Source organism: Olsenella sp. oral taxon 809 str. F0356 (assembly GCF_000233535.1).
Classification (GTDB): Bacteria; Actinomycetota; Coriobacteriia; order Coriobacteriales; family Atopobiaceae; genus Olsenella_I; species Olsenella_I phocaeensis.
This window is the reverse complement of the sequence record NZ_JH376563.1, coordinates 2,025,819-2,038,465: the sequence shown is the minus strand read 5'-3', so window position 1 is coordinate 2,038,465 and position 12,647 is coordinate 2,025,819. Positions and strand designations below refer to the sequence as shown.

The 12,647-nt window shown below is 53.8% G+C and carries 12 protein-coding genes; all 12 read left to right on the top strand.

Features of this window, described 5'->3' with window-relative positions; genetic code table 11:
• The first annotated feature begins 10 nt into the window (after positions 1 to 10).
• The 12 genes from HMPREF1008_RS09155 (at position 11) to HMPREF1008_RS09100 (ending at position 12,635) form a co-directional block, all read left to right on the top strand.
• Complete coding sequence (locus tag HMPREF1008_RS09155; RefSeq protein ID WP_009279582.1) at positions 11 to 925, top strand: glycosyltransferase; 915 nt, start codon at positions 11 to 13, stop codon at positions 923 to 925.
• 36 nt (positions 926 to 961) lie between these two features.
• A complete protein-coding gene (locus HMPREF1008_RS09150; RefSeq protein WP_009279581.1) occupies positions 962 to 1,879 on the top strand; it encodes a glycosyltransferase in 918 nt (305 codons plus the stop codon).
• 117 nt (positions 1,880 to 1,996) lie between these two features.
• Positions 1,997 to 3,100, top strand: coding sequence for an acetyl-CoA carboxylase biotin carboxylase subunit family protein (locus HMPREF1008_RS09145; RefSeq protein ID WP_232202860.1), 1,104 nt, complete (start codon positions 1,997 to 1,999; stop codon positions 3,098 to 3,100).
• Between the two features lie 42 nt (positions 3,101 to 3,142).
• On the top strand, positions 3,143 to 4,321 hold the full coding sequence (locus HMPREF1008_RS09140) for an acetyl-CoA carboxylase biotin carboxylase subunit family protein (RefSeq protein ID WP_009279579.1): 1,179 nt from the start codon (positions 3,143 to 3,145) through the stop codon (positions 4,319 to 4,321).
• A 48-nt stretch (positions 4,322 to 4,369) separates the two neighbouring features.
• Entirely contained in the window at positions 4,370 to 5,503 is a 1,134-nt protein-coding gene (rffA, locus tag HMPREF1008_RS09135) for a dTDP-4-amino-4,6-dideoxygalactose transaminase (protein WP_009279578.1), read from the top strand.
• A gap of 67 nt (positions 5,504 to 5,570) precedes the next feature.
• The gene (locus HMPREF1008_RS09130) at positions 5,571 to 6,767 is read left to right on the top strand and encodes a lipopolysaccharide biosynthesis protein (RefSeq protein WP_009279577.1); all 1,197 of its coding nucleotides are present in this window, start codon (positions 5,571 to 5,573) and stop codon (positions 6,765 to 6,767) included.
• A gap of 58 nt (positions 6,768 to 6,825) precedes the next feature.
• Positions 6,826 to 7,605 carry a DUF4422 domain-containing protein gene (locus HMPREF1008_RS09125; RefSeq protein ID WP_009279576.1) on the top strand — a complete coding sequence of 260 codons (780 nt, stop codon included), beginning with the start codon at positions 6,826 to 6,828 and terminating at the stop codon, positions 7,603 to 7,605.
• Positions 7,598 to 8,944, top strand: a complete 1,347-nt coding sequence (locus tag HMPREF1008_RS09120) for a Gfo/Idh/MocA family oxidoreductase (RefSeq protein WP_009279575.1) — start codon at positions 7,598 to 7,600, stop codon at positions 8,942 to 8,944. The genes HMPREF1008_RS09125 and HMPREF1008_RS09120 overlap by 8 nt, the downstream gene beginning before the upstream one ends.
• A 64-nt stretch (positions 8,945 to 9,008) precedes the next feature.
• Positions 9,009 to 9,815: a phosphorylcholine transferase LicD gene (locus HMPREF1008_RS09115; protein WP_009279574.1), complete on the top strand. Its 807-nt coding sequence runs from the start codon at positions 9,009 to 9,011 to the stop codon at positions 9,813 to 9,815.
• Positions 9,816 to 9,849: 34 nt separating this feature from the next.
• On the top strand, positions 9,850 to 10,668 hold the full coding sequence (locus tag HMPREF1008_RS09110; protein WP_232202859.1) for a phosphorylcholine transferase LicD: 819 nt from the start codon (positions 9,850 to 9,852) through the stop codon (positions 10,666 to 10,668).
• Positions 10,669 to 10,816: 148 nt separating this feature from the next.
• Positions 10,817 to 11,539, top strand: coding sequence for a 2-C-methyl-D-erythritol 4-phosphate cytidylyltransferase (locus tag HMPREF1008_RS09105; RefSeq protein ID WP_009279572.1), 723 nt, complete (start codon positions 10,817 to 10,819; stop codon positions 11,537 to 11,539).
• A 55-nt stretch (positions 11,540 to 11,594) separates the two neighbouring features.
• Positions 11,595 to 12,635 (top strand): NAD(P)-dependent oxidoreductase, encoded by a 1,041-nt coding sequence (locus tag HMPREF1008_RS09100; RefSeq protein ID WP_232202858.1) that lies wholly within the window; start codon positions 11,595 to 11,597, stop codon positions 12,633 to 12,635.
• Positions 12,636 to 12,647: the final 12 nt, after the last annotated feature.

Below are 12,647 nucleotides of genomic sequence, written 5' to 3'. Positions count from 1 at the left end.
CAAGGTGAAGATGATCAGTTTTGTGATTCCCTGCTACAACAGCGAGAAGACGATTCTCGCTGTCATCGATGAAATTTCTTCTGTCATGCGCATGCGAGAAGGGGCCTACGATTACGAGGTCGTGGCGGTTAATGACTGTTCACCCGACAAGGTCCTTGAGGTCTTACGAGACAGAGCGGCCCGAGACCCTCATCTGCGCGTTGCGAGCCTCGCTGGAAATGTTGGGAAACATGCGGCAGTTCTGGCGGGATACTCTTTGGCTGCCGGAGACTACGTCGTGAGCGTGGATGATGACGGCCAGTGTCCAATCGAGTACCTCTGGGAACTCATTGCGCCTCTCGAACGTGGCCATGATATGGCGATGGCAGATTATGGCGTTAAGCAACAGACCCCATTGAAGCGCTTCGGCAGTGCGATGAACCATCAGATGTCACACCTGCTGCTTGGAAAGCCGAAGAATGTCGTGTTTTCGAATTTCATTGCACGCACCAAGGTGGTCTGCAAGTCGATGGCGACGTATAAGAATGCGTTCCCATATCTGGAAGGCCTTTCTCTAAGGATAACGACGGATATCGTGATGGTTCCCATGGAGGAGCGGCCGCGCCGTGTGGGGCAGTCGAACTTCACTTTTTCCAAATCGCTTGCTCTTTGGGTGAATGGCTTCACGGCGTTTTCTGCGAAGCCCCTTCGGGTCGGCGCCTTACTGGGAGGGGTGCTCTCGCTTCTCGCCGTCGCCATGGGATTGTTTTCGATAGTCTGCAAGCTAATAAATCCAGGCGTTTCCAGCGGCTACCGTTCCCTCACCATCGTGATATTGCTCTGTGCGGGCTTGATAATGCTGCAGCTCGGTTTGCTGGGTGAATATATAGGAAGAATATTTATCTCAGTGAACCAATATCCTCAGTATGTAATAAAAGAAAAATAAATTTCTGATATTTGTCATACTTTGTGGGAGGCAACGATGGAGAAGGTATTCGTCCTACTCTCAACCTACAACGGAGAAAAATTCCTTTCTCGCCAACTCGATAGCATACTAGGGCAGTCGGGGGTGGACGTCCGCTTGATGGTGAGGGATGACGGATCAACGGACAATACCGTCGCCTTGCTCAAACGGTACGCTCGTGAAAACAGCAACATGAGCGTTTTCCTTGGAGAGAATGTGGGGTATATCAAATCTTTTATGTGGCTTGTGAACAATTGCCCTTGCGTCTCGAAGGCATATTACGCATTCTCTGATCAAGATGACTTCTGGCTGCCCGAGAAGCTTCTGTCTGCAGTTGAGATGCTTCAGCAGACCGACTCCTCGTTGCCTGCATGCTACTACTCGGATCTTGACGTCGTCGATGCGGAAGAGAACTTCATCAGGAAGGCGAACGCTTGGGAGGGAAAGATAGACAAGTACATGCTCTCTGTCTTCATTGGGATACGCGGATGCACGATGGTCTACAACGATGCACTACAAAGGTTGTTGGCGCCCATTCAGGTCGGGGAGATTTCAGGGCATGACACCTACGTCGCCCTTGTCGCTTTTTGGCTTGGGACCGTCGTGTATGACAATAGGTCCTACATTCTATACCGCCAGACAGGGTCGAACCTCTCCATTACGTCGACCAATCCGCTTGATCACCTTCTAAAGAATTTTGACTACCTCTCCCGCCGCCTTGGCCCCCGGAGCAACATTCATGAGAAGAACGCGCGCGAGGTTCTGCGCAATTATGAGGCCGTCTACCCTGACAAGCTCGCTGAGCTAAGGGCAGTCGCCCTGTACCGTGAGAGTCTCGGCAAGAGATTTCACCTAATCTTTGACTCAAAGTTCAAATCTTTCTCGCCTATCATTAGGTTATTCAACGATGTTCTCATATTGCTCGGAAAGCTCTGATTTTTTGACGGCACTTCTAAGGGAGATACATAGGGGGTTGTGATGTCCGTTCGGCGCAGAATAATGGTTGTCGGTGCTGGTAGAGGACAAATGGGTCTGTATGCCGCCGCGCATCGGATGGGACTTGTTACCATAGCCGCTGGGCTCGATGGTGATTATCCTGGACTGGCGGTTGCTGACGAAAAATGCTTCGTTAACATAACGCGCCCTGCGGAAGTGGTTGCTGCAGCCAAGAGCCTTAACATCGATGCTGTAGTGACAAGCTGCATGGACACAGGGGTCGAGGCGCTTGGGGCGGTGAATGACGCACTTGGGTTCAGAGGGATTTCGCAGGAGGTGGCTCGCTCCTCATTCGACAAGGTGCTCCAGAAGCGTGCCCTTTTGGATGCCGGGGTCCCTGTGGCTGACTGCGTGATTTCCAAGGGAGAGCCTCGCGATCTTGATGAGGCAGAAGTCAGGCTTGGCTATCCATTGGTGCTCAAGAAGCGTCACTCACAAAGCAGCAACGGCGTCTTTGTTGTGAATGACAGGCTTCAGGCCGAATCCGTCCTCGAGCGAGAGTTCCGTGACGAGGACGAGTTCCTCATAGAGGAATATCTTCAGGGAGACGAGTTTGGCGCCCAGGCATGCGTGGTCGATGGTGACATCCGTTTCGTGATGTTGCATGGGGACCTTCTGTTCCAGTCGCATGCCCCCATTCCTGTTGGACACTTCTGCCCGGTGAACCTAACCGAAGACCGTGCCGAAATCGCCCGAGATGCTGCAATCAAGGCAATACGGGCTAGTGACTTCGATAACTGCGCAGTCAACATGGACTTTAAAATGAGCGGCAATGAGGTCCGCGTCATGGAACTCACGGGCAGGGCCGGTGCCAACGGCCTGCCAGAGCTCGTAGGCATGAACTATGGCATCGACTATTACGAGTCCATCATTAGGGTTGCCCTTGGACTTCCCGTCACGTTCTCCGACTCGGATGCCCCAAACGCCACGCTTGCAAAGATGATTCTCCCCGACAGGGACGGTACGTTGAGCGCCGTCAGCCTCAAGCCAATCGACCCGCAGGTCTTTGAGGTCCAGGCATTTCGCAGCGCCGGCTCACACGTCAACAGATACGAGAGCGCCAATGACTGCATAGGACAGGTGTCTGTCATGGGAGAGAGCGTCGAGTTTTGCGAGGCGCTCGCCGATCGACAGGCAGCGTCCTCATTCCTCATACAGTAAGTTTCTGCAGTCATCTTTTGCCAGAAGCTATAGGAGAGTCGTATGCAGAGGGATTCGGACGCCAGCTTATATAGTGGTAAGAAACTGGCAATTATAGGAGCTTCCTATCTTCAGCTCCCGCTCATCAGGCGTGCTAGGGAACTTGGCTTAGAGACGCATGTCTTTGCTTGGCAAGTGGGGGACGTGGGCGAGTCTGAGGCGGACTTCTTTTATCCGATCAGCATTACGGAATACGAGAAAATTGAAGCGGTCTGTCGAGCAATTGGGATAGATGGCATTTGTAGCATTGCGTCAGACCTTGCCGCCATCACCGTTAACTACGTTGCGGGTTGCCTGGGGCTCATTGGCAATACCTGGTCTGACACGAAAAAGATGACCAACAAGTTTGCCATGCGGCGTGCTTTTGCCGCCGGGGGCGACCCGTCTCCCAAGAGCTATCTGGTAGATGAGGGCGCGGATATTGATTCGTTTGACCTCGCTCTGCCCGCTATCGTCAAGCCGACCGATCGTTCAGGGAGCAGGGGCGTTACATACATAAGCTCGCGCTCGGAGATAGGACCCGCCATCCAAGATGCCCTTTCCCAAAGCTTCGAGCGAAAGGCCGTTCTCGAGGAGTATGTGATTGGCACCGAATACAGCGCGGAATGCATTTGCTTCGCTGGCCGCCGACAGGTGCTGGCAGTGACGAGAAAGTTTACGACAGGGATACCCAATTTTATCGAAACGGCACATCTTGAACCAAGCTGCCTCCTGCCACAGAATGAGGCCCTGCTGCGTAAGACGGTGTTGCACGCCCTTGCGACGCTTGGCATTGACAATGGGGCGGCCCATGCTGAAGTAATTATGGACGCGAACAACTGTCCCCATATCGTGGAGATAGGGGGGCGTATGGGTGGGGATTGTATCGGGAGCCACCTTGTTCAGCTGACCACGGGCATTGACTACGTACGAGCGGTCATAGACGTTTCTTTGGGGATTGACCCGGCGGTCGACTCTACTTGTACGGGTAATGCGGCCGCTGTCCGCTTCTTCTTTGGCGAGGATGATCTTCGTGCCTTTTATGAAGTGCAGAATGACGAGAGGGTCGATATAGTCGAGTTCGAACTTCCAAGTGACAGTCTGTTTTCCAAGGCATCTGTCCATGACAGCTCGGAGCGTGCAGGCTATTTCGTGATGACGGCTGCCAGGCCGGAAGATCTCGAAGCTTACCTGCCTTGCTAGACTTTCGGTTCCCTTTACCCTCTATGATCATGGAATGGAGGAACGTGAGTGATTGACTTTAATGTTCCGCCCTATCTTGGCACGGAACTCTCGTACGTGAGAGAGGCTGCGGAGCTCAATCATAAGATTTGTGGAGACGGCCCATTTACGAAACTCTGCAACGAGTGGATTGAGGAACGTTTTAGGGCACAGAAGGCCCTGCTGACGACGAGTGGAACGAGCGCTCTCGAGATGGCAGCAATCCTGTGCGACTTGCATGCTGGAGACGAGGTAATCCTGCCTAGCTTCACCTTCTCGTCTACCGCCACTGCCTTTCAGATGGTTGGGGCACATCTAGTCTTTGTTGACATACGACCCGACACGATGAACATTGACGAGAAGCTCATCGAGGATGCGATTACTGACAGGACTCGCGCTATCGTTGTGGTGCATTATGCGGGTGTGTCCTGTGATATGGACGAGATACTGCGCATTGCTCACAAGCATGGCTTGCTCGTTGTCGAAGATGCCGCACAGGGCGTCATGAGCAGCTACAAAGGAAGGGCATTGGGCACGATTGGCGACTTCGGGTGCTTTTCGTTCCACGAAACGAAGAACTATTCGATGGGGGAGGGCGGTGCCCTTCTCATCAAAGATGCCAAGTATAACGATTTGGCTGAAATAATTAGAGAAAAGGGAACCAACAGACAGCGCTTCTTTAGGGGTCAGGTCGACAAATATACGTGGGTTGACCGAGGGAGCAGCTACCTTTCTAGCGACATGAACGCGGCATACCTCTGGGCTCAGCTCGAGCGTGCAGACGACATCAACGAGAATCGCCTGGCGACCTGGAATCACTACTGGAACGGCCTATCCGGACTGGCAGATGAGGGGATAATTGAGCTTGCTAGCATCCCCCAGGATTGTGTGCATAACGCGCATATGTTCTATATCAAGTGTGCAGACCTATCGGAGAGGAGCAGGTTTCTCGAGACCGCGCGAGAGCGTTCTATAGGCTGCGTCTTTCATTACATACCACTTCATTCCTCACCCGCAGGCCGTCGCTTCGGGGAGTTCCGTGGGCTTGATCGATATACGACTGCGGAAAGCGAGCGTCTCGTGAGACTCCCCATGTACTACTCGCTCAGCGAATCGGATTGCCAGAGCGTGATTGACTTCGTGAACGAATTCTATGGATGCTAGACCGAGGGAGGACCGCCAGGGGACGAGTCGATCGACGTACCTTTGGAATACCGCAAGCAGCATGCTCATGGCCTTTCAGTCCGTCATCATGCTGGTGGTGGTCACCCATGTTTGCGATGTCAGCACGGCTGGTGTGTTGACCCTTGCATATGCCCATGCCAACCTCTTTCTCAACTTGGGCAAGTATGGCGTAAGGAACTACCAGGTCTCGGACGTGGAGAGGCGTCACAGCTTTATCGCATACGCGAAGCTGAGGGTGCTGACGAGCACCCTGATGTTGGTCTTCGGCTCGGCGTTTCTACTTTCTCCTTTTGGCGATATGGGATACTCTGCTTCGAAGTCGGCAACCATCTTTGTGATGCTCCTGTTCAAGTGCATTGATGCGTTGGAGGATGCCGTCCATGGAAACTACCAGCAAAACGGGCACCTTGATGTTGGCGCCAAGGTTCTCTGTTTCCGGTTGTCTACCACGATCGCCATTTTTGCGCTGCTCGTCTGCCTGACACGTGATCTCCTCCTGAGCCTCAGCATCGCGACGGCGTACACCGCGCTGTACTTTCTTGCCGAGACGGCTTGGGTGTGGAGACGGTATGGGCTTCCATCATTCGATGCGGGTGGCAGCTCGAAAGCCCTGCCTCTCCTCAAAGCCTGCTTTCCCCTTTTTCTCTCGCTCTTTCTTCTGTTTTATATAGGAAATATTCCAAAATATACCATCGACACTCTTATGGACGACGCAGCGCAGGCGATCTATGGCTTCATTGCCATGCCCGTCTTTGTGGTCGGCCTGTTGTCTAACTTCATTTTCAATCCAATTGTCGCATCCCTTGCCCTCCAATGGTCCAAGGGTAAAGTGGACGCGTTCTCAAAAAGATTTTTGTGGCAGTCCATAGTCATCCTTCTTATCACAGTCGGCTGCATCGTGGGTGCATGGACGATAGGCGCCCCCGTTCTCGGGGCTCTGTATAATACAAATCTGTATCCGTACAGGATTGATTTGATTGTGCTCCTTATGGGCGGTGGTCTGCTCGCTCTGGCAACACTCTTCACTACGGGCATCACCATCATGCGAAACCAAAGGATGTTGACCTTCGGATATCTCCTGGTCTCCCTTATCGCTCGCATTCTCTGCCCGGTGATGGTAAGGGCTGAAGGAATCGATGGCGCGTCATGGTCATACCTTTGGGTTATGCTGTGTCTGACACTCTGGTGTCTCGGCGGCTTTCTGATGGGTCTCCGCTCGAATAAGGGAAGCACAAGCGACTGACCGCCTGAAATGCATCAGGGAGGAATGTGGTGCCCCTGCGCGGATTGCGAGAAGGCATATGAGAGACCTGTGCGTGTCAGTTGCAGCGCATAAACGCTATTGGATGCCCAAGGATGAGGCCTATCTTCCCGTTTGGGCCGGCAGTGCCCTCAAGGCTCCAGCCGATTTGCCCCAGGGGTGGCGTCGGGATGATGAGGGGGAGGGAATAAGCGAAAAGAACAGAGGCTACTGCGAACTGACAGTAATGTACTGGATGTGGAAGAACGTGACCGCGAAGCATCTCGGGCTTGTTCATTATCGCAGGCATTTTTCTCGTTCCCCCTTGGGAGGGAAGACTTCGCGGATTGCCTCTAGCGACGATTTTCTATATAGGCTCGAACGCCATCCCGTCATCCTCCCGAAGGAACGAAACTATCTCATCGAGACGAGTTACAGCCAGTACGTGCACGCACATCACTCGGTGGACCTAGACTGCACGAGGGAAATCATCAAGGGCAAGTATCCGGCCATGCTAAGTTCCTATGACGAGTGCATGTCTCTGACGCACGGCCATCGCTTCAACATGCTCGTCATGCGAAATGACTTGTTCGACGAGTATTGCTCATGGCTGTTTGGCATTCTTTCAGAACTCGAGGACGAGCTCGACACCTCTGGATACAGCACAAACGATCAGAGAGTATTCGGGTTTGTCGCGGAGAGGTTATTGGATCCCTGGATTCTTGCGCATGGCGTGGATTATTCCGAGATGGGTGTCATCAACATGGAGAGTCAGCATTGGATAAAGAAGGGAACGAGCTTTCTCAAGCGAAAAGTGGCGAGTGGGACTATCCGTGACTAAAGTCATAACATACGGTACCTTTGACTTGCTGCATCATGGCCACGTGAGGTTATTGGAACGTGCCCGCTCTCTGGGTGACTACCTTGTGGTTGCCGTTACGACGGATGACTTTGATGTCGCACGGGGAAAGATCAATGTCCAGCAGTCACTGGCTGAACGCATGGAGTCCGTGCGTGAGACGGGCCTGGCCGACGAGATAATCGTCGAGGAATATGAGGGCCAGAAGATTGATGACATCCAGCGGCTGTGCATTGATGTGTTCGCCGTCGGTTCAGATTGGGTTGGGCAGTTTGACTACCTGAAGGAGTACTGCGATGTGGTCTACCTGGACCGCACGGAAGGGATTTCGAGCACTCAGATACGCTCCGAAAAAAAGAGGATGCGCTTGGGCCTCGTGGGCGACGTTTCCTTTCTTACCAAGTACCTGTCCGAAAGTGAGTATGTGAACGGACTCGACGTGAGTGGAATCTGCGCTCGTCATCCCGAACGCCTTCAGGGCCCACTTCGTGATTTAGGGGTTGTCACTGGCTCTCTTGACGAGTTGCTTGCCTCTGTCGATGCGATTTACATCGCCTCTACTCCTTCGGAGCACTTTGAGCAGATAAAACAAGCCCTGGAGCGTGGTATCCATGTGCTTTGCGAATCGCCCATCGCCCTTGACCTAAACGATTTCGAAGAGCTTGAGGCGATTGCGCATAAGGCGGACGTTCGTCTTGTCGAGGCGATTCGTCCCGCCTACAGCACTGCATTCAAGAGGCTGTGTCTTCTTGTGAAGAGTGGAGTGATAGGTAAGGTGACGTCGGTCGATGCCACGTGCACGAGCCTGATCGAGGGAATAGGGTCATCTCCTGAGATTCCTGCTGGCGTCTGGGGCAGCATGGGAGAGTGGGGCCCGATTGCCATGCTGCCGGTTTTTCAGATGCTCGGAACGGATTTCTCTGATTTGCACATGGTCTCCCGTCGTTTCGAAACGAGTAGGAAGCTCGACGCCTTTACCAAGGCTGATTTTGTGTTTCCTGATGCGGTCGCGTCAATTATCGTGGGGAAGGGCGTGAAGTCGGAGGGAGACCTCGTTGTTTCGGGAACGCGCGGGTATGCCTATGTCCCTGCTCCTTGGTGGAGAACAGACTACTTTGAGCTCAGATTCGAGAACCCTGCGAACAACAGACGTTATTTCTACCAGCTTGACGGTGCTGGAATTCGTAATCAGCTTGCGTCGTTTGTGCGAATGGCCGAGAGTGGTACGAGGACACGCTATATCGATCCAGAGACCTCGCGTGCCATCGTGAGAGTCATGTCTGACTTCGTTGACGGGAGGAACGTGACGCAAATCGCCTAGCGTTGCACCTACATCTATGAATCAAACTCAGATGGACATGGTCGCTACTGGTGACCTTCGTCGCATGCAGCTCGAGGAACTCGACATCCTCAAAGAGTTCGTCGCCCTTTGCAAGAAGCACGACCTCAGGTACTTTTTGTTGGGAGGGACGCTTCTCGGGGCTGTTCGACACCATGGCTTCATCCCTTGGGATGACGACGTTGACATTGCGATGCCGCGGGGGGATTACGAGCGCTTCATCACGCTTCCAGATGATGAGTTCCGTGAACCTTTTGCACTATGCACCTTTGAAGACGACGACACATACCGGTACCCATGGGCTCGCATGGTCAGCCATAACATGCGAGAGATAAATCGCATGGCGAACATACCGCGCATCGAGTACGCATGGATTGATCTCATTCCCCTTGATGGCATTCCTGATTCCGCAGCCTTACGAACGCTGCATAAAATACGTCTGAGCTTCTGGTGGAATCTCAACCAGATAGTCCAGTTCGACGAGCTGGTGGACCAACGTCGCAGACGAAGTCCTCTGGGGGCACTATCTGTCAAGCTTGCCTCTTGTTTCAAGTGGCTTGGACGCATCATTCCCTATAAGAGCTGCCTGAGGTCGCTTAACAGGGTGCTCATGTCCTGCCCTTATGATTCAGATACCCATGATGTCCTGAATTTCCTTGCGGCCTTTGGGTTTGACGAGATCTTTCCCCGTAGTTCTTTCGCGACGGGTACCACCTATTCGTTCGAAGGCGAGCGACTCGTCGGACCATGCGATTACAAGACGGTGTGTAAGACGATTTACGGTCCAAAGTACATGGAGTTTCCTCCTGAGAGCGATAGGAACAAGCACAGTGCGGAAATTATCAATGACTAGCGCGGACGTTACCGTGATGCCACGGCAGCGTCCCTTGACCATCGACGAGATTCATTCGGTGGGGCGCACGCTTCTCGCGGAGTTCGATTCCCTGTGTCGCAGCCATGACCTTCGCTATGACATCGTGGGAGGGACCTTGCTTGGTGCGGTAAGACATCACGGCTTCATACCTTGGGACGATGACGTAGACGTCTCGATGCCTCGTCCGGACTATGAGCGCCTACTCGTCCTGTGTCTGGAGGGAAAAGCCAGTCTTCCTGCCAAACGTAGTGTGGTCTCTTTGAGGGACGAGACCTTTCCGCGGCACTATGCCAGGTACGTTAGCCACGCCGTCTTAAGAGATGCGCGCTATGCGTCCGATGACGACTGCCCCTACTTCGGCCTGGACATCTTTCCGCATGATGGGGTGCCAGCCGATGACATCGCCTTTTATCATCAGGTTAAGCACATCGAGCGTTTGCGACGGATTCTTCTGCTGAGCACGTCACGCAAAGGAATGAGCAACCGTGGCAAGAAGGTCGCCCTGGCAAAGGACATGGTCCGTCCTTTTCTCAAGCTCTACGGCAGCTATCGCATCGCGAAGAGGCTTGATGCGGTCTGTTCCCAGCTGCCCTTCGAAACTGCCGAATTCGTCGGTGGGATTACTGGTATGTACGGCTTGAAGGAGCGTTGGGCCAAAGCGGACATGCTTCCTCAAACGAGCTTCGAGTTCGAGGGCCTTGAGCTTCTCGGATACAGGAATTACGATAAATATCTATCAAATATCTATGGCGACTACATGCAGCTCCCGCCTGAAGAGGAGCGACTTCCGCACCCCGATGATTTCTATTGGGACAGATCCGTGTGTGACTAACCCACAAAGGTATAGTGTTCCTCAAGGTGGCCATGTGGGAGTGTCCCTTAATTAAGTGGCTCACATCTGCCTTTTGCGCTCTTGTGGCGATGTTGCCGCCTCCTTGTGCAGTGGCTGTCCAACGTCTCGTCGCTCTGAAGGGAACCATATGAACATTGCGGTGATATTCGCAGGTGGCGTTGGCAGTCGCATGCGCTCGAAAGAGCTCCCCAAACAGTTCCTGGTCATACACGGCAAGCCAATCATCGTTCGTACGGCGGAACTGTTCCAGGCCCATGCGAAAATCGATGCAATCGTGATTTCGTGTGTCTCGGAGTGGATTGCGTACTGCAAAGAACTCATGGTCGAACATGGCCTCTCGAAGGTTGAGAGGGTCGTGCACGGAGGTTCCACGGGCCAAGAGTCCATCTATAATGCGCTCTGTGCTGCCGAGGAGCTTGCTGCAGGTGAAAGAAGCATTGCGCTCGTGCATGATGGCGTTAGACCCCTTATCTGTGAGAAGACAATCGATGACAGCATCTCATCGGTGCGCTCCTTCGGCTCTGCCATTACTTGCGTATCAGCCAAGGAGACAGTCGTGGAGATTGATGGGGATGGGGCCGTCAGGGACATCCCTGCACGCAGTAGCATCCGTCTTGCAAGGGCACCCCAGAGCTTCTGGCTTGATGAGATTCTGCGTGCGCATCGTAGGGCGATTGCAGAGGGTCGGCAGGATTTTGTCGACTCAGCGTCCATGATGCGGGAGTATGGCCATTCCCTGCATCTGATTGATGGGCCTGAGGAGAACATCAAGATCACGACCCCTGGTGACTTCTTTGCCATGAGGGCAATACTTGATGCGCGCGAGAACGAGCAGATCTATGTCAGCTAGGCATTGTTCGAATTCGGACCGGAGGAAGCCGATGGTGCCTGTCGTTTGGTCCCGTGTGCTCGACGAGGATTTTTCCCGCATTCCCAGGGACGAGTTCGAGCCGTTCCATGGGAAGACCGTCCTCGTAACGGGCGCTACAGGACTCGTCGGCTCGCTTATAGTGAAGGGCTTCGTCTATGCCCGCGAGACATATGGGATAGACACAAGGGTCATGGCCGTCGTGCGCGATGGGTCGAAGGCGCGGAGGACCTTCGTGCCCCACTGTGGCCAGCTTGATCTGGTGGTCTGCGATCTTATGCACGACGTGCCCAAGATAGACGGGGAAGTTGACTATATCGTCCATTGTGCCGCGATCACACAGTCGAAGCTCATGGTAGAACGTCCCGTCGATGTCATCGACCTGTCCGTCTGTGGGACTAGGTCGGTCCTAGGAATGGCTGTCCAAAAGCGTGCACGCATGGCATACCTCTCATCGATGGAGGTGTACGGGACGATTCCGGGGAAAGACAGGGTGGGAGAAGACCAGCTCGGCTTCATCGATCTGGGGTCAGTGCGCTCCTGTTACCCGGAAAGTAAGAGACTGTGCGAGAACCTCTGCGTCGCTTTTGCGGTGCAGCACGGCCTCGACGTGTCAATCCTCAGGCTGGCTCAAACCTTTGGCGCCGGTGTAGGCCGCACGGAAAGTCGAGCCGTCGTCCAGTTCGCTCGCAAGGCGGCAGCGGGAGACGATATCGTTCTCAAGACGAGGGGTCTTTCGGAGGGAAACTACGTCTATGCTTCCGATGCGGTGAGGGCCATCCTTCTAGTACTCCTGAAGGGTGAGGCCCGAGAGGCATACAACGTCTCCAACGAGTCAACCCACATGACTATCCGTGAGCTTGCGCACTTTGCCACTAGGGTCTTTCCCACAAGGGGGAGTCGGGTTGTCATAGATGTCGACGAGCAAAATTCCAGTGGTTATGCGGCGGACGTCAGGCTGTTCCTCGATTCTTCTAAGCTTCGACGTCTTGGCTGGGAGCCGCAGGTCGACCTTGGCGAGGCCATGCTTCGTACCATCGCGTATCTGGAAGAGCAGGACGAACCCCGGGAGGACTAGAACCTTGACCCC